The 16,857-nt window shown below is 60.6% G+C and carries 15 protein-coding genes; 11 read left to right on the top strand and 4 right to left on the bottom strand.

From position 1 onward, the window contains the following. Positions 1 to 8 precede the first annotated feature (8 nt). The 3 genes from ACZ5M5_RS29800 (at position 9) to ACZ5M5_RS29810 (ending at position 3,429) form a co-directional block, all read left to right on the top strand. The gene (locus ACZ5M5_RS29800; protein WP_014340863.1) at positions 9 to 389 is read left to right on the top strand and encodes a RidA family protein; all 381 of its coding nucleotides are present in this window, start codon (positions 9 to 11) and stop codon (positions 387 to 389) included. 55 nt (positions 390 to 444) lie between these two features. After that, a complete protein-coding gene (locus ACZ5M5_RS29805; protein ID WP_060740054.1) occupies positions 445 to 1,185 on the top strand; it encodes a hypothetical protein in 741 nt (246 codons plus the stop codon). Positions 1,186 to 1,890: 705 nt separating this feature from the next. Next, entirely contained in the window at positions 1,891 to 3,429 is a 1,539-nt protein-coding gene (locus ACZ5M5_RS29810; RefSeq protein WP_464738333.1) for a hypothetical protein, read from the top strand. A gap of 1,896 nt (positions 3,430 to 5,325) precedes the next feature. Here ACZ5M5_RS29810 and ACZ5M5_RS29815 read toward each other — a convergent pair. After that, positions 5,326 to 6,186 (bottom strand): acyl-homoserine-lactone synthase, encoded by an 861-nt coding sequence (locus ACZ5M5_RS29815; protein ID WP_464738334.1) that lies wholly within the window; start codon positions 6,184 to 6,186, stop codon positions 5,326 to 5,328. A 136-nt stretch (positions 6,187 to 6,322) separates the two neighbouring features. Between ACZ5M5_RS29815 and ACZ5M5_RS29820 the strand changes: the two genes are divergently transcribed. Beyond that, complete coding sequence (locus tag ACZ5M5_RS29820) at positions 6,323 to 6,553, top strand: hypothetical protein (protein ID WP_060740052.1); 231 nt, start codon at positions 6,323 to 6,325, stop codon at positions 6,551 to 6,553. Between the two features lie 3 nt (positions 6,554 to 6,556). Here ACZ5M5_RS29820 and ACZ5M5_RS29825 read toward each other — a convergent pair whose 3' ends face one another. The 3 genes from ACZ5M5_RS29825 to gntB form a co-directional block, all read right to left on the bottom strand. After that, positions 6,557 to 7,273, bottom strand: a complete 717-nt coding sequence (locus ACZ5M5_RS29825) for a helix-turn-helix transcriptional regulator (protein ID WP_464738335.1) — start codon at positions 7,271 to 7,273, stop codon at positions 6,557 to 6,559. Positions 7,274 to 7,416: 143 nt separating this feature from the next. Continuing rightward, on the bottom strand, positions 7,417 to 8,316 hold the full coding sequence (locus tag ACZ5M5_RS29830; protein WP_092174378.1) for a DMT family transporter: 900 nt from the start codon (positions 8,314 to 8,316) through the stop codon (positions 7,417 to 7,419). Next, a complete protein-coding gene (gene gntB / locus ACZ5M5_RS29835) occupies positions 8,306 to 9,280 on the bottom strand; it encodes a guanitoxin biosynthesis L-arginine gamma (S) hydroxylase (RefSeq protein ID WP_060740049.1) in 975 nt (324 codons plus the stop codon). Before gntB ends, ACZ5M5_RS29830 begins: the two co-directional genes overlap by 11 nt. A 220-nt stretch (positions 9,281 to 9,500) precedes the next feature. On the opposite strand from gntB, the gene ACZ5M5_RS29840 reads away from it, so the two are divergent. From ACZ5M5_RS29840 to argJ, 7 genes are read left to right on the top strand one after another with little or no spacing between them, the layout of a single operon-like run. After that, positions 9,501 to 10,313 (top strand): enoyl-CoA hydratase/isomerase family protein, encoded by an 813-nt coding sequence (locus tag ACZ5M5_RS29840; RefSeq protein ID WP_060740048.1) that lies wholly within the window; start codon positions 9,501 to 9,503, stop codon positions 10,311 to 10,313. Further along, positions 10,310 to 11,698, top strand: a complete 1,389-nt coding sequence (locus tag ACZ5M5_RS29845) for an asparagine synthase C-terminal domain-containing protein (protein ID WP_464738336.1) — start codon at positions 10,310 to 10,312, stop codon at positions 11,696 to 11,698. Before ACZ5M5_RS29840 ends, ACZ5M5_RS29845 begins: the two co-directional genes overlap by 4 nt. Positions 11,699 to 11,709: 11 nt before the next feature. After that, a complete protein-coding gene (locus ACZ5M5_RS29850) occupies positions 11,710 to 12,573 on the top strand; it encodes a TauD/TfdA dioxygenase family protein (RefSeq protein ID WP_464738337.1) in 864 nt (287 codons plus the stop codon). 2 nt (positions 12,574 to 12,575) lie between these two features. After that, on the top strand, positions 12,576 to 13,319 hold the full coding sequence (locus tag ACZ5M5_RS29855) for an NRDE family protein (protein WP_464738338.1): 744 nt from the start codon (positions 12,576 to 12,578) through the stop codon (positions 13,317 to 13,319). Positions 13,320 to 13,334: 15 nt separating this feature from the next. Further along, the gene (locus ACZ5M5_RS29860) at positions 13,335 to 14,162 is read left to right on the top strand and encodes a GNAT family N-acetyltransferase (protein WP_464738339.1); all 828 of its coding nucleotides are present in this window, start codon (positions 13,335 to 13,337) and stop codon (positions 14,160 to 14,162) included. A 19-nt stretch (positions 14,163 to 14,181) separates the two neighbouring features. Next, positions 14,182 to 15,639, top strand: coding sequence for a class I adenylate-forming enzyme family protein (locus tag ACZ5M5_RS29865; RefSeq protein ID WP_464738340.1), 1,458 nt, complete (start codon positions 14,182 to 14,184; stop codon positions 15,637 to 15,639). Continuing rightward, entirely contained in the window at positions 15,636 to 16,793 is a 1,158-nt protein-coding gene (argJ, locus tag ACZ5M5_RS29870; RefSeq protein ID WP_060740042.1) for a bifunctional glutamate N-acetyltransferase/amino-acid acetyltransferase ArgJ, read from the top strand. Before ACZ5M5_RS29865 ends, argJ begins: the two co-directional genes overlap by 4 nt. Positions 16,794 to 16,857: the final 64 nt, after the last annotated feature.

Here is a 16,857-nt window from a genome sequence, read left to right on the forward strand (position 1 = left end):
AGTCATCAATGACCAAGACCGTTATCACCAGCGACAAGGCCCCAGCCGCCATCGGCACCTACTCCCAGGCGATCAAGGCCGGCAACACCGTGTACATGTCGGGCCAGATCCCGCTGGACCCGAAGACCATGGAGCTGGTGGAAGGCTTCGAAGCCCAGACCGTGCAGGTGTTCGAAAACCTCAAGGCCGTGGCCGAGGCCGCCGGTGGTTCCTTCAAGGACATCGTCAAGCTGAACATCTTCCTCACCGACCTGAGCCACTTCGCCAAGGTCAACGAGATCATGGGCAAGTACTTCGACCAGCCTTACCCTGCCCGCGCCGCCATTGGCGTGGCGGCCCTGCCAAAGGGCGCGCAGGTTGAAATGGATGCCATCCTGGTCATCGAGTAATAAGGTCGGCGCAGCCTCCCCCGCTGCGCCGTTTTCGTCTTGAAAGGATTCCACCATGCGCAAAGCGCTTGCTTTCTCGCTGCTCGCCCTTTTTCTGGGCGGTTGCGCCAGCGACCCTGCCGACCGTGACATCAGCGGCACCTGGATCAACCAGGCGGCCATCGACGCTGCCGCCAAGGGCGGCCCGCTGCGCGAAGCGCTGCAAGGCTATGGCCCGAACCTGGAATGGGACGTCAATACCCGGGCCGGCCAGGCACGCTACACCAATGGTTTTGAAAACGTCGAAGGCAAGCTGCTGGGCGAAGAAGACGGCGCCTGGAAAGTCGACTTCTACGGCAGCTCCGCCAGCGAGCTCAAGCGCGACGGCGACCAGTTGAGCCAGGCCGCCACCGAGAACGAACCGCAGCAGGTGTTCCACCGCGCGCAAGTCCAGGTACCGGAAGGCGCCCCCATCGGCGCCAGTTTCGAACGCGCGCTGTATGCCGCCTACCTGGGCGGCACCTGGAACATCGCCAGCGGCCCCGGCCAGGGCGCCACCGTGCAATTCCAGCCCGACGGCCAGGTCAGCGGCCTGCCGGGCGCCGACCGTTACGCCCTGTGCCTGGCCGGCGATTGCGCCTCCATGAGCGGCGGCAACGACAATATCTGGCTGCAACAGAACGGCCAGGGCAACACCTGGATCTTTGCCCGTGATGGCAAGAAGCTGGAGATTTTCCAGACCGTGAATGCGGCGCTGGCGGATGAAATGCCGTCGTTCACGCCGGGCAACCGGCAGTGGGTGTTGGAAAAGCAGTAAGTCGGATCTGAGCCCTTCAGACCGAAATCCTCTGCTCGCGATAGCGCGGTGAAGCAACGCCGCCATCGCGAGCAAACCCGGCCCTTGAGCCCTCCCTGTGCCCCCCGAACATCCCCAAACGTTTTTTAGTGGGCGTTTGTCCGCAAAGGGAGCCGGCCGGTATAGGGTTGATGCTTAAGATGTGGATACGTCCCCTAAGCTGCTCAATGCCGGTACGACGGCTATCCGCCGATGCTGTTGAAAACAGTCGGTTCTTCCAGACTGACCGCATTTGGCGTTAGCGCTGGCTTCACCTGCCTGCAATTCCCCGATCCTCGCCCCTTCGCGATGATCGTCACCGCGCTGTTTTTCCTTTGGGTTATCTGTCGGGCGACGGTTACCGGCGAGTCGCCAAAGCCTACCTGAAACAGTAGCAGGCCCCTTAGGCGGCATCCGGTTCGCGTTTACCAAACTTCCCCTCGTGGTGCTTTGCTTGGGGTTTCTCATCTTGATCATGGTGGGAGCCGTGACCGCCGAACGTATTTCAGAGTGGGAACGTTTTTTGCCGCCGTCGCCTTTTTGAGGGCTGGAGCCTGCCCCGGATTCTGCAGAAGATACTCGATGTGGTGCAGCTTGCTTGTGCTTTTACACGCCCGTTCTACACTAGCTGAAGCCACGAATGGCCACTATTTTGATGCCATACAGATGAATCAGGGAGAAAGGTATATGAAACATTTCGTTCCTATGGGCGAGAGGTACATCTTTCCCCTGCTAACGGCCTGCTTGCTACTGAGTAGTTGTATTTCAGTTCCAACAGGAACGACGCACGTCTATCGCAAATCCGATGCAACCAACCCTCCAGCGCAACCAACCGCGAATACGGTGACGTTCAATCCGACACTGTTCACGAACGCCATCGATCCCAATTTGACCGTCCGAAAGGCCAGCATAGATAAAAACAACGCTGACGTGTTTGCGATTTATCTCAGCGATGGATACTTCAAGTATCTCAAAGACATCGGGGGCGTTAACGAGGTCGTGGTAGTGGCCGAGTTCACTGAAACCAATGTCGGCACCGAGTCAGATACTGTTACCCGCGTGTTAGGCCCCTATTTTGGAGTGTCCGATAAAGCCAATACACCCTTCCTCAACAAACTGCTCTATGGCCCCAAAACACTCGATGCCGACCACCTCAATATGAGGCTTACGGTGATTGAGTACGACCAGGGCGAGAACCAAAACTCAGCGGCATTTCTGGATTTCATTCAATCCGTCACCCAGACACTTTCTCTAGCCAACCCGGTCACCGCTTCCGAACAAGCCTTTGCCAAAGAGATTGCCAAGAGTCTTCTGAGCTTGAATAAAGATGATGTTGTCATGGAAATTGACATGAATTTCACTGGCAACGCCGGTCAGTTGGCGAGCATGAAATACAACGGGTCATACATTCCCTTGAATGTGGGCGATTATGTACTGATCAATAAAGAGCATTGTGTCTCGGCCAACTGCTTTATGCAGATGACGAATGAAGGACGCTCTTGGAACCCCTTCGCCTGGATTGGCGATATCGCCATGCTGGTGCCCACCGCAGTACGCCGTGGTTGGGCAGATACGCCTGACGGCCCATCGCTGGAAAACGTTAGTAGCGACGATCTGGATTACGTCAATCACAGGCTTGCCAAGAAACCACCTGCAAACCCATCAGGTACTCCCGGCTCGCACCCTTCACCCAGCTCTGAGCCCTTCACTGACAAAACCTGGCTTGCCCTATCCATCGTCAAGGGTGGTGATCCCACACTCTGGCAAAAACGTAAATTGTTGACCCAGGCAGAAACCTCCATTCAGAAAATGATAAAGGTTCGCGGTGGACCAATAGCGTTTAACCAAGACTATCAAGCCGCCAGGCAAGCACTGGAGGAAGCCCGAGAGGCCGAACGGTTGAGCAGCTCCGGGATTACTTTCATTTCGCCATTGACGGTCAACGGCGATTTTTCCCCAACTACAGGCGATAGTGAGTATTGCCTGTACCATTCAAACAACCTTACCGAGATAGCGGCCGGTTTCTACCGCCTGGACGCGGAAAAAGTGCCCCAACAACTGCCACCTTCTTCCATCTCCAGGAATACCGCAAAAACCACACCCAACAACACCTGCTTCACCGTCACGCCCTCTGCCCGCACCGTAGGAACCTACGACATGCTCGCAACGTACAAAGTCGCAGGCGAAATCCTGACTCAGAAGGTTCGCTACAAAATCGAAAAATAAACTCTGACTCTTTCGTTAACCGAGTTGCGACAGCGGAGGGATTCGTGATGCGAGCGTTCTTTGTGGGACTGGGACTTCTAGTTGTGCTTCCAGCAATGGGGACAGAGATTACCTGGTCTGTTGAAAATGGCTTTCCACTCTTTCGCGGTACGGAAGCAATAAAGAAGATAAAAGACAGTTGGGAGCCCGGTCTTTCAGCAAGCGATTTCCTGGCCACACAGAACGCGGCAAGCTTGAGGGAACTCCTACCCAAGACATCGGAAACGTTATGGAATCCTGCAACTGGGCTCTATGACAAAAAAGCCCTATTTGTCCGCGATCACACGGTTGTCGCTCAGGTTAGCGGCGTGCCCGAAGGGACTTATTGCCTCTGGTTCCGAGATGAAAAGCAATATGGCAAATCAGTGCCTTGTACCGAGGCACTCAAGATTTCCATTCCGGAGCGCGTGAGCACGACGCTTAGCGTGGTGCCTGCCGAGGGTGAAAAGGCCTCTGCGAATGTATTCATCAAAACCCACACTATCCTTGCATTTGGAGACTCTTTCGCAAGCGGAGAAGGAAATCCCGATAGAGCAGCCATTGGAACGGGAAAATCGACCGAAGACTTGCTCAAAGGAAGCCAAGTACTGAGTGCCAAGCACAAAGCCGGAGGCCGATTCTCGCAAGGTGCCGATTGGTGGGATACCACTTGCCATCGCTCGCTACTCTCCTGGCAATCAATGTACGCCCTCAAACTGGTGATTTCCGACCCTCATCTGGTGGTGAGATTTGCATCGTTCAGCTGTTCTGGGGCTGAGATCTACGATGGTTTTTTTCGAGCGCAGATGTCACCTCCGGCAAACGATGTTTCTGACCGCGTGAGACGCTGGCCGACTCGCGACGGCGGCAACTTTCTTGAGTTGTCAAAAAAAATCGCGGGGAAGCCATTGCAGGAAGATATCGTCAGAGGTGAGTTACTAAATAAGTCACAGCTGAATGCTGCGATACACCTTCTTTGCCCGGAGGCCCCCTACCCTGCACGCCCTCATTCTTTTCGACCGGAAATCACAATGCTTGGGAGCCGAAAGTATTTCGGCGCTGTAAAGTACGATGCCTGCAAAAAACAGATGCAAGCCGTCGACGAGGTTCTTCTTTCTTTTGGAGGTAATGACTTTGGATTTTCCGGCGTAGTGAAATGGGCCCTGGTACCAAGTGGAATATACAAGAGCTCGTGGTCTGACTCGACTAACGCGCTCATCGCCGGACTTGGTGGTTTGCAAGACGGTGTGCACAGGACTGGCCTAAACGGCCTCAGGCTATTTCTTGGCGTGATCCACCCAGAAAAAGCCGCAGATGCGGCCAACCCCAATCTCAAAAAGCTGTATGCCGACCTGGATTACGCACTTACCCACTACCTGCATATCCAGTCCGGCAGGGTACAGGCGCTACTCTATCCCAACCCCATTCAGACCCCCTTCCAAGCATACTGCAAAAACCGGCTGAACCAGGGCAACGTCGCAATGACTGAGTTAGTCGTTCAGACCCTGGGAGTAAATCGAGGCAAAAGATTCATGTTCCTGATTGACGAAGAAAATGGAGAAAAAGTCGAACGGCAATTCATCGATCATTTTCGCAACAACCAAGAAGCCGCCAAGGAGGAGAATTACAAAAGGTGGAACCTTATCGATGCCCAGCGTGTTTTCCAGGGACGCTCATTATGTGCAGTATCTCCCGAGTGTGATGCTGGTGCAGCCTGCTCGGAATCGGATCGCTTTGCCTGGACAAAGGGTGGAGAACTCAAAGCGAACCACGCATCAATGGAGCCAATTTCAACTTTTGCACAGTGGGAGCCCTACAGCAGTACACGAACTCGTGGCATCAGGACCGGAAACGACGCTTTCATGACCATGGCCCGCTTCAATTCGAATGGCGAATTACTCGATGACTGGTTCCTGGGGGCCGTACACCCCGATGCCAAAGCCCATTCAGACATTGCCGATCTCCTGGTATTGCCGACAATCGAGCAGCCGGAGCTCTCAACTTCGAGGTAACCACATCTAACCGATGTGAAAGATCTCTTGTAAATACAAACGACAACGAACTTTCAGCGAAGTCCCCCATGAGAGCCGCCCAACGGGCCAACAAGGCCAAGGCGACCACATTGGTCGCTCCAAGGTCCCCCGTGTCGCCTACCGCCCGCTCGATCGCTCGCTCCAGCGCGGCCGTGGTTCGATCATTCAGCTCGATGCGCAACGCCACCGCCCGTTCCACGCCAACCTGCAGGGCCGGGCCGAAGCGGCTGGTGTCCAATCCCAGACGGATGAGCATCTTCTCGACACCGACGGTGGTAACCGTCACGAACTGCTTCACCCCACACCCGAGGGCGAAATTCACAATGGCGTGGATCGCCTGGACAGTGCCTTGGGAGAAACCGAAGCGGTTGTCATGGGGCATCTCGATGGCAAACCGGCTCAACTCCCAGATCGAATCGGAGCACGGCGCCGGTTGTCCGTGCAGCAGTTCGGGAAATGTATGCGCCAACATGTTCGGCCCGGTGGTGGGAAGGATCCGCCAGCAACCGCAGACGTATGCCTGCTCCGCGCTCCGATTGATAATCATGTAATAAGGATCGAGTGCATCGTATCCATCGATTTCCATGTCATTGATCAGCGGTATATCCCACATCTTCTTTTGCTTGAAGATACGCGCCCGAAGTTTGTGCATGTTATTCAGCGCTTGAGGATTGATCTTGTGGCGACGGCCAATGGAAATAAACATGACGGGTATATACCGGCGGAGTGAAATATGTCGCACAGCGTATATTCGCAATGAATAAATGAGACCCTCCCCGATCCGGGAGGTAGTTCGGGCCGGACGGATTTGCTAGTTTTTGCCTTTTGAAGGACTCAGCCCGATGAAGCTACTCAACACCTCGACCGTGCGCGAGGTTGCGCGCCAAGCCATCAGCCTGCGCCTGGATCAAAAGCAGAGCCAGACCGAGTTCTGGTCAAGGTTCGGCATCAGCCAGGCCTGCGCCAGTCGTATCGAATGCACCAGCCAGGTCCCCGCCCCGGTTTACATTCTGTTGCGCCTCTACTTGAGCGGGCGCCTGCAGGAGAGCGACCTGGCCCAGCGTCCACAGTGACGCTCAAGGCGTGATCGATTTCTGCTGGATAGCCTTGAGCACTGCCATCTGGCGCGAGCTGACCTGAAACTTGCGGCGAATGTTCTTGAAATGGAAGTCGATTGCCGAGGTTGTACAAGAGAGGATCATCGCGATCTCCCAAGTCGTCTTGCCCGCCGCGCTCCATTGCAGCACCTCTTTCTCCCGTTTCGTCACATGCACCGGTGCATGGTGTTCAGCCTGGGCCTTGAGGACCCGCTCGATGACGTAGTCACGCAGCATTGTCGCCAGGGGCAAGGTTTCGATCATGGCAGGGGTGGCTCGGGCGCCGTGTTCGGAGTGCTTGAGACAGAGCATACCCGCCTCCCCCCGTGGACCATGCAGGGGCAGCGCCAGTCCGCGCTGGAGCCCATACATGGCAGCCTCTTCAAAGAACGCCGATTCCGAGGGCCGACGGTAATTTTCACGGTTCCAGAGCAACGGCTGGTTCAGGTTCAGGCAATGCTGGACGATCGGGTCAACCGCCACATAGCCCTGGGCGTCGTAACGTTTGCGCCAGGCGCCGGGATAGTCACTGTGGATCAGCACCTGCTGGTTCATGGCAGCGGGGCCGGGCTTGAGGCCCAACAGGAAGTTCGCGTAGCCCAGCTTGCGGGTCAGCGTTTTCAACCCTGCCAGCCAATCCTCGAAGCACTCCGTTTCGCTGAGTTGTATCAGCTCATCCATTGCCAGCACAGCCATTCCCTTCCTTGTGACACCGCTCGACGGTGCTCTCATCCTGAGACAGCACGTGAGGGAAACCGCCCCCCTCGCAAAAGTGGGGCGATAAGATAGAGATATGGCGCTTTGAAATCAATGTGCGAGCGAGGCCCTCTGGCAAAGGCTCACGCGCGAGACGGGACAGGCGTTTTTCTGCCCAGGCGGATCAGCTCGTTGGAGAAACACAAACCGATGATGATCAGTGCCGCGCCCGCGTACAGACTTTCGCGAGGCACCTCATTGAGCACCACAAACGCCAGCAGGGCGGCGAACAGCGGTTCGGTCAACTCCAAGGCCTGCACCTGGGAGGGCTTGAGGTATTCGATGGCCTTGGTGGTGCAGAAAAAGCCGAGGATGGTCGGCAGCGCAGCCAGCGCCAGCAGCGCGGCAATCGCCAGGGACGACAGCTCACCGATCACGAAACCGTCGGCCGCGGCCGGCATCAACAAGTACAGGCTTCCGAAGAACAGCAGTTGACGGGTGAAGTGCAACCCACCGGACACGCCCATCCGCTTCATGGCGACCGAAAACGCTCCATAGCCGCAGCCCGCCATGGAAGCCAGTGCAGCGCCTTGGAGAGTGAAGCCCTGCCGCAGGTCGGCACCGAAGATCACCGCGATCCCGGCGATAGCCAGGGCCGCGCCCACGGTGGCGTTGGCGGTGATGGCGTCCTTGAGGAATATGCGGCCGAGCACGATGGAGGAGATGGATGCGCTGGCCATCAACATCACGACCACGCCCGCCGCGGCGTAATGCCGATAGGCAGATGTTTCGAAGTGGAACAGCACGAAGATACCGAGGAACGCACAGATCGCCGCCTGGGTCCATTTGGCTGTCGTCGCCGGACGCTTGAGAAACAGCAGCAAAGCCGAGAGCAGCAGACAACCCAGGACCGTCTTTATGACGGCGACACTGCTGGCGGTAAAGCCATTGCTCATGAGCACTTTGCTGAGCACGCCGATCGTGGCGTTAAGTGCGGCGGCGGAGAGTGCAAAGATAACGCCTTTGCTGAAACTAGCTTGCATTGATGACGGTCCCTGTCGCTGGTAGGTCGTTCGATAAAATGTCGGCCCACATCGACGGCGCGAAATTGGAGGATATGAAGATCCCGCCAAACCCCGCATTCGTGGTGGCGTATGCCGCGTCGCAGAGCAGGATCCGATGAGCCTTCTTGAGGTTCCAGTACGGAATGGCAGGGAAGAGATGGTGGATCAGGTGGAAGTTCTCTCCATGCATGGCCGTGAAGAAATGCTCGAGCGGATGGCTGAAGCGGTTTCGGGTGGCCTGCAGATCGCTCTTGGCTTGGGCGATCATCGGGTAATGCTCGGCGAGCTCGATGAACCAAGTCAAGGCCTGGAAAGTACTGAGGTAGGGCAAGAGCCAGTAGAGAACATAGCCCTTGGCGCCGAACAGCATCGTCAGGCCCACGCCGAGCAGGCCCTGGCAGGCGAGCACCGCAAACAGCTCACGCTTGCTGGGGCTGCGGATCAGTCGGTTGACCAGCAGATACTTCAAGCTCTGCGGTGCGCCCAGGAATAGCAGCGGCCTGATGAGGTGCGCAAGCGCGAACCTGGCCGTCGAGCGCACCTCGAACACCCCGGACTGCTGATAGTACCGATAGTCGGGATCGCGCTCCGGGTCACCCAACTTGTGGTGGTGATCCAGGGTGTGGGAGCGCTTGTAGCTGGCCCAGCCCTGGAAAATCAGGTAACCCGAGCACCAGGTGCCGAGGAATTTTTCCAGCCGCTTACTGCGACACAGCGCACCATGCGCCGCTTCGTGCAGCAGCGTGGCCAATGCCCGTTGTCGTGAACCGATCAGCAGGATGGACAACGGCAGCAGCCAGGGACTGGACTCGCCCAGGTAGATCGCCAGGCTGATCCAGAACAGGTTCTGCAGCAACGCGAGGGGGCCATGGTAATTGTCGTAGCGGTACAACTGCTTGATCTGGTCCTTGATCTCTTTCGAGAACCGGTGTCTGGGTAACATCGATGATCCTGTTTCATTCGCCTTGGAGACTCGGGCCCTGCGGATAGGGCGTCCGCCAGCCTTCGAGCGGCCGCAGAAACTAGTGAGTTGCCACGACGCTAACAACCTCCCTGTTCCGGGAGGTACCAGGCCGTACGCGCGCCCTATCTACTAGGCAGTGCCGGGCGCTATCGGGCCCGACAGCACCACTTCGCACCAAGGACGCCACGGGAAGTTAGCGATGCCAGGTCTTGAAAACGATTACCTCACTTACGATTTCGACATTACTTTCGAAAACAGCGTCGCGCTGGTGGCCTTCACCGACTCGCACCGGCACAACCTGTGGTCGATGCCACGGATGGCCCAGCTGACCCGACTGCTGAGACAGTTGAACGAGGATGACGCGGTAGGTGCAGTGCTGCTGCACAGCGGCGAGGGCCGATCGTTCGGTGCCGGCGGCAGCTTCCACGAGACCTCGACATTCACCGGTGGCAACGAGGTCGATGTCTGGATCGACCACGTCACCGACCTGTACATCGCAGCCCTGCAGTTGAACCGTCCGCTGATCGCAGCCATCGATGGCTACGCCATCGGCATCGGCCTGCAGATAGCCCTGACCGCCGACTACCGGATCGGCAGCGATCGCTGCGTGCTGAAGATGCCCGAGTTCGAACTGGGCATCGCCTGCACCTTTGGTGGCTTCATGCTGGAGAAGATCGTCGGTCGCAGCCTGATGCAGAACATGCTGATGTCCTGTGCCGAGTGGCCAGCACCGCGCGCCATGGCCGACGGGCTGCTGCATGCAGTGGCCGATGCCGGACAACTGCGCGCCAGCGCCCTGGAACAGGCCCACCGCGCCGCCGCGTTCACCGATGCCGCGTTCCGCAATACCAAGGCCTACCTCAACCGAGACTTCATCGCCGGGCTGGAGCAGACCCGCATCGCCGGCAAACAGGCGCATCGCGCGGCCTTCGCCGCTGGCGAGGCACAGGGCCGGATGAAGACGATCCTCAACCGCTCCAGTGTGCAACCGAGCCTGGAGGCGACCCCATGACCGTACAACCCTGGTTGCTGCTTTCCAGCCGCCCCCTCGACCGCTTCGAATCCGCCCACGTGCCGCTGGCCGCCTCGGCTTTCCACGGCTATGCCTCGGCCTGGCCGGTCCCCGCGCCCGACGACCGTCACGATGCGTCTGGCCGGCCTCGCACGCGCCTGCACGTAGGGGGAGACAACCTGATCGAGGTGCAAGGCGACCAGCTGACCGTGACGACCAGCAGCCGCAACACCTGCGCGCTGTACTGGAGCGCCGACCATCAAGGCAACTTCGTCCTGTCGACCGACCTGCTGATCGCTGCCAGCGCCTGGATGAGCCTGACCGATTGCCAGTTGGGCGTGCGCGAACAGGCGGGCGTGCACCTGGACGATCGCTCGAGCATCCATGGCATCGGCCGGTTGTTGCACAGCAGCCGCCTTGAGGTTGTGTTGCAGGGCAACCAGGTGCGCGTCGGACGTGACGCAATGCAAGACACCCTGGCCCTGCAAAGCGACCGCTACGGCGACGCCCTGTTCGCCGGACAGACGCAGATCAGGGCGTTGCAGGAAAGTATCGCCGGCCATCTGCAGCGGCCCGGCAAGGTCGCCGCACTGGTTTCCGGTGGTGTCGACTCCGGGTTGGTCGCCGCCCTGCTCGCCGCGCAGTGCCCGGACTTCGAAGCCTTCAGCATCGGTACCCCCTGGGGCAACGAGTTCGATGACGCCCAGCAACTGGCCGACGCACTCGGACGCCCGTTGAACCGTGTCGAACTCGACCCGCAATCGATCCTGCTGGCGCTGCCCCAGACCATCCGTGCCTTTGGCCATCCGCAGCCCCAAGCCGTAGAGATCGGCGTGGCAATCACCGCGTTCTGTCGGCAGTTGGAAGAAGGCCGGACGATTTTCACCGGTTATGGCTCGGATCTGATCAACTCCGGCATGGCCACGGGTGACGGCCTGGCTGAAGATATCCGCAGCAGTATCGCGGTCGAGGTCGACAAGACCCGTTACTCCAGCGAACTCACAGGCATCGCGGCCCAAGCCTGCGGCAGCGAACTGGTTCATCCCTACTGGGACCTGCCGGTGCTGCGTAGCGCGCTGGACACGTGTCCGTCGGTCAAGACCACCCGCGGCCGCGAAAAGGGCCACCTGCGCCTTGCCGCCGAACAATGGCTGCCTGCCGAGGTCGCCTGGCGCAAGAAGACCGCCATCCACCACGGCAATGGGTTGGGCACGGCGCTGTCGCAGTTGATCGACGTCACCACCCACCAATCCGCCAGCGCGCCGGCGCTGTACCGCCAGATCCTGGCGACCCAGCTGGACCAGGCCGTACGAGCCCCATTGGCGCCGCTGTGTGCCGAAGAAGTACTCGACCGCGCCCTGCACTCACTCGCTCACCGCCGCTGAAGGAACCGCCCATGAACTCATCCGTTTCTTTGCGCGACCTGCGCGGCCAGACCCTGACCGCCTCTGGCCTGGGCGTCCATCTGCCGGACGAAACACCGCTGGCGGCCGTTCGCCAGGCGGTGCTCGACCATGGCGTGACCCTGTTGCGCAACGCCCACTTCGACGAAGACAGCTTCCGGCAGTTCGTCGAAAGCCTGGGGGACAAGGTGTCCTACGACGAGGGCAACGCCAACGTTGGCTACGGCTTCGCCGACATCCTCAAGCTCGACGGCACCCACGATAAGGAAAAGGTCATTACCGGCCGGGGCAGCCTGCCGCTGCATACGGACGGCATCCTGCTTGGCACCCAGGTCGACCTCATCATCCTGTATGCCGCCGACGTTGCGAACATTGACGAAGATGGCGCAACCGTCGTGTGCGACCAGCTCGCGGCCTGGAAGGACATGCCCGATTCGTTGCGCCAACCGCTGCTGGACGGCCGGCTCGAATACCTGGCCTTCGAGCGAGGCTATTTCGCCACGGTGCCCGAGGGCTGGTATCCGATATCCACGTTCCGCGACTACGGCCGTGTCCGCTCGCTCAACCTCGCGCTGCCTTTCGACAGCCAGGTCCAGGCCAGTTGGGATGTTCGCGTGCCGGGGCTGAGCGAGGACGCATCGGCTGCCTGGTTCGCGGAACTGGAACGACACCTGACAGCCGACCCGTACCTGTACTGCCATCGCTGGCGCAAGGGTGACCTGTTGATCATCGATAACCAGCGCACCCTGCACGGCCGGCGCGGGCTGTTGCCCAATACCTGCCGCAAGCTGCTACGCGGCCAGGTGACGTTCGAGGCCATCGCCTCGGCACCCGGCGCGGCGCTGGAGAGTGCCTGAGCGTGTGCACGATCATTGCCGCGCTCGGCCTTTCACCGCAGTGGCCGGTGATGCTGGCCACGGTGCGGGACGAGTCGGTCGCGCGCCCATGGCAAGCCCCGGCCGCGCATTGGCCCGAGCAGCATCCACAGGTGATCGGCGGCCTGGACCTGCAATCCGGCGGCACCTGGCTGGCGCTTGACGTTCACCAGCACCGCGCGAGTTTTCTGGTCAACCGCCCAGAGCACGTCGCCGGTAAAACCCGCAGCCGTGGCGAGCTGCCGCTCATCGCATTGCAAGCACCCGCGCAGCGCTGGGACGCCGACAGCCTGAGCCAGTACAACGGCTTCATCCTAGGACTGGCCGATGCCAACGGCCTGGTGCTCCATCAATGGGACACCCGCACCCTGCGCTCAGTGCGTCTGGGCAAGGGTATCCACGGCCTGTGCTACCGCGGCATCGGCGAGGATCACCCACGCCTGGCACGGCACCTGCCCCGTTTCGCCGCCAGCCCGCTGCCTCGGCCTCTCGCGACGGCCTCCCCGGCGCAAGCCTGGGGTCGCTGGCTGCACCTATTGGCCGATGGCGGCCAGTACAGCAGCGCCGACGATGCGCTGATGTGGCGGCGCGACGTTGAAGGCGGCCCCTGGGCCTCTCAATCGGCCGCTTGCCTGGCGCTGGGCAAACAACAGTCGCGACTGGACTTCAGCGCCTCGCCACTGGACCCGACCAGTTGGTGCAACTTGCCGTCCCCTTTATCCCATTAGAACGAGAATGCTGCCTTGAACATCCACCTCCTCGCGCCGGATCAATACCCCCAGTTGCTGGCTTTCATCGGCCAGTCGAACGATGCCGACGCCCAGTTGTTCCTCGCCGGCGCACTGAGCAATCGCGCCGAGGGCCTGCAGGTCTATGTGCGTCAGGCGGGCGACCACCTGCTCGGTGCCGTCGCCCTGTTGCCCAGCCTGCCGCCGTTCGCCGTGCCGGTCATCCTCGTTGCCGGCGAGCCGGACGCAGCGTTGCTGGCACACGTTGCCGCAGGGCATGTCAGCCCGCAGATGGCAATCGGTCCCAAGGCCGTCCTGGAGCGCTTGCTGGAACACTGGCCGGCCGCCTGGCTGCAGCTGATCGGGCGGCGCGACGAAGTGCTGCTCAAACAGTTCGCCCCCTTCCCGGTCGAATCGATACCGGCACTCAGCACCCGCCTGGCCGGGCCTGAGGATGAAGCCACCCTGGTGGGCTACCGGATCCAGATGGAGAAAGACTCCGGCGTAAAGCTCGTGTCCAGTCGCGAACAGGCCACGCATACCGTCCGCCAGCTCACCCAGCGCCAGGCGCTGCATGTGATCGAGGTGGACGGCCAGCTCGGCGGCTGCACGGCCCTGACCAGCCGGGACGAACAGCACGAGCAACTGGGCTTCATCTTCGTCGAGGCCCGTCACCGGCTGCGTGGCGTTTCGGACAGGCTGCTGAGTGACGTCTGTGCCGGCATCCACCGCCGCCAGCGCAAGCCGCTGACGTTTACCTGCAGCGGCGGCCCGTTGCGTCATCGCCTGGGTGAGATCGGCTTTCGCACAGTGGGCGAACATTTGAAGCTGTATTTCGGCTGATCACCAAGGAATCCAACGAATGTTCCAGCGCCAGTTCCTCAGCATGGTTGCGCATCATCGAGACCATCCGGCCGTCATCGACAGCCACGGCACGTCCAGCACCTACGGCGACCTGCTGCAAGCCATCGACCTGTTGCGCGCCCGCTTGCAGGCGGCGGGCCTGCGAGAAGGCGATGTGGTGGCGACCCAACTTGGCAACAGCACCGGCTATGTGGCGCTCTTGTTCGCCATGGCCAGCCTGGGCCTGGTCCATTGCCCGATCAATCTGGCCAGCAGTGCCGAGCACCGGGCGATGCGCCTGACCCAGGTCGGTGCCACCGTGCTGGTCAATGAACGGGGCATCGTACCCGACGGCATCGATGTACCCGGCTTCGCCCTGCACTCCTCGATCCCCGTCAACCAGGAAGCTCCCGCCTGGCAGGAGCGAACCGGGCTGATGCGCATGCAGGAGACCTCCGGCAGCACGGGTACGCCGAAACTCGCCCTATGGCGCCAGGACCGCCTGTTTCGGGAGATCCTGCACTGGGTCGAGTGCGCCGGCCTCGATGACAGCGCGCGCTACCTGAACATCCACACCCTCGATGGCGGCCATGCCGTCGACCTCCATGTGTTCCCTGCCTTGCTGACGGGCGCCACGCTTTACCTGGGCGAAGCGTCCCGAATCGAGGACACCCTGCGCACCCTCGACGAGCAGCGCATCAGCGTGATGAGCGCGTTGCCCTCGCAATACCTGGCGCTGGCGCAAGCCGCGCAACGGCTCGGCACCCGGTTGCCGGCGCTGACCCGGCCGTTCTGCGGCGGCGCCTACCTGGACGATCAGGTGGTGCTCGAAGCCGAGCGCGGTCTGGGCATACACATCAAGCGAATCTATGGTTCCACCGAGTTCGGCATGATCCTGGCCAATTTCGCCCCCGGCCTGCAGGTCAACTGCGGCATGCGTGCGGTGGGGGATGTCGAGGTGACGCTGGCGGTGCTCGACCCCGCGCAGCCGGAGGTCGGCGAAATCGTCGCTCGCTCCGCGCATCGCGGCTCCGGTTACTTCCCCCTCCCGGCCAACCCGGTCGAGGACGACGCCTATCCCACCGGGGATGTCGCACGAAGACTGGACGATGGCAGCCTGATGCCCTTGGGACGCACGAACGACGCCCTGCTGACCGCACAGGGGACACAATTCACGCCCGCCCTGGAAGGACGTCTTGCACAGTCGCTGGTACTCGAACGGGTGGTCGTGCTTGTCGACGAACAGGATCGCCGTCGCGCCCACGTGGTGCTGCAAGCCAGCCCCGTCATCGCTGCTCAAAAGCGGTCGACGCTGGTCATGCTGCTGGAGCGACTGGGTGTTGCCGCTGGCATCGCGGCAATCGAAAGGATACCGTTGACGCCGACCGGCAAGCCGGACCGCATGCGCTTGCGCATGCTGCTCGGCACAAGGCACACAGGCATGGAATCAATCATTTATCTGAAGGACCTGACATGAGCGCCACGCACATTCAGCCAAAAGGCTTTCGAAGCATCATCGCCAACCTGGGCATCAAGGACAGCCGCGACGATTTCATGGCCGTCATCTCCGACGTGCCGGCCAGCATCAGTGCCGTGTTCACTCAGTCGCGCTTTGCCGGCCCGAGTGTGACGCTGTCCCGCGAGGTCGCCCAACGTGATACCGCACAAGGCGTGGTGGTGATCGCGCGCAACGCCAACGTCGCCACGGGCCCAGAGGGCCTGGCCAATGCCCAGGAAGTTCGCGCGGGGCTGGCCCGGGCCGTGGACGTCGACCCGCAGGCGCTGGTGATCGCCTCGACCGGCGTGATCGGTCGCCAGTATCCGATGGAGAAGATCCGCACCTTCCTGGGCAACGTACCGCCCCTGCAACCCGCCGACTTCCAACGCTGCGCGGCGGCGATCATGACCACCGACACCCACACCAAGTACGCAGCACGCCAGGTCGGCAGCGCAAGCCTGGTTGGCATCGCCAAGGGCGTGGGGATGATCGAGCCGAACATGGCGACCCTGCTGACGTTCTTCTTTACCGATGCCCGCATCGCCCCCGATGTGCTGGATGCGCTGTTTCGTCGGGTGATCGACAAGACCTTCAATGCCTTGAGCATCGATACCGATACCTCCACCAGCGACTCGGCGGCGATCCTCGCCAACGGACTGGCGGGCGAAGTGGACATGGTCGAATTCGAGCAAGCGCTTTATGACATCGCCCTTGGGCTGGTGCGCATGATCGCCTCGGACGGCGAAGGCGCGAGCAAGGCGCTGGAGGTGCACGTCACGGGGGCGCGTGATGATGCGCAGGCCAAGCGTGTGGCCAAGGCCATCGTCAACTCGCCGCTGGTCAAGACTGCTGTCCATGGCGCAGACCCGAACTGGGGGCGCGTAGCCATGGCAATCGGCAAGTGCGAGGCAGAGCAGGACATCGACCCGGACAAGGTACGCATCGTTTTCGGTGAGACCGAGGCGTATCCACAGCAGTTGGACGAGGCTGGGCTACTGGCGGTCAAGGGTTACCTGCAGGGCAAGGAAGTGCTGATCTCGGTAGACCTGAACATCGCCCAAGGGCAGTTCACCGTCTATGGGTGCGATCTTTCGGAGGGTTACATCCGCATCAACGCCGACTACACGACTTGAGTACCGGCGTGGGCTGAAGTTCGAGGGTGGAACCGTGGTGCCCGTGCATTCAATGGGCACCACG

The organism is Pseudomonas sp. Van50 (assembly GCF_055390755.1).

Bases quoted from the DNA above. Each gene is read 5' to 3' on its own strand.
- ACZ5M5_RS29815 (WP_464738334.1), bottom strand. From the start codon at position 6,186: ATGTTTATTTCCATTGGCCGTCGCCACAAGATCAATCCTCAAGCGCTG.
- ACZ5M5_RS29850 (WP_464738337.1), top strand. From the start codon at position 11,710: ATGAACTCATCCGTTTCTTTGCGCGACCTGCGCGGCCAGACCCTGACC.
- ACZ5M5_RS29845 (WP_464738336.1), top strand. From the start codon at position 10,310: ATGACCGTACAACCCTGGTTGCTGCTTTCCAGCCGCCCCCTCGACCGC.
- ACZ5M5_RS29840 (WP_060740048.1), top strand. From the start codon at position 9,501: ATGCCAGGTCTTGAAAACGATTACCTCACTTACGATTTCGACATTACT.
- gntB (WP_060740049.1), bottom strand. From the start codon at position 9,280: ATGTTACCCAGACACCGGTTCTCGAAAGAGATCAAGGACCAGATCAAG.
- ACZ5M5_RS29865 (WP_464738340.1), top strand. From the start codon at position 14,182: ATGTTCCAGCGCCAGTTCCTCAGCATGGTTGCGCATCATCGAGACCAT.
- argJ (WP_060740042.1), top strand. From the start codon at position 15,636: ATGAGCGCCACGCACATTCAGCCAAAAGGCTTTCGAAGCATCATCGCC.
- ACZ5M5_RS29825 (WP_464738335.1), bottom strand. From the start codon at position 7,273: ATGGCTGTGCTGGCAATGGATGAGCTGATACAACTCAGCGAAACGGAG.
- ACZ5M5_RS29820 (WP_060740052.1), top strand. From the start codon at position 6,323: ATGAAGCTACTCAACACCTCGACCGTGCGCGAGGTTGCGCGCCAAGCC.
- ACZ5M5_RS29810 (WP_464738333.1), top strand. From the start codon at position 1,891: ATGAAACATTTCGTTCCTATGGGCGAGAGGTACATCTTTCCCCTGCTA.
- ACZ5M5_RS29800 (WP_014340863.1), top strand. From the start codon at position 9: ATGACCAAGACCGTTATCACCAGCGACAAGGCCCCAGCCGCCATCGGC.
- ACZ5M5_RS29805 (WP_060740054.1), top strand. From the start codon at position 445: ATGCGCAAAGCGCTTGCTTTCTCGCTGCTCGCCCTTTTTCTGGGCGGT.
- ACZ5M5_RS29830 (WP_092174378.1), bottom strand. From the start codon at position 8,316: ATGCAAGCTAGTTTCAGCAAAGGCGTTATCTTTGCACTCTCCGCCGCC.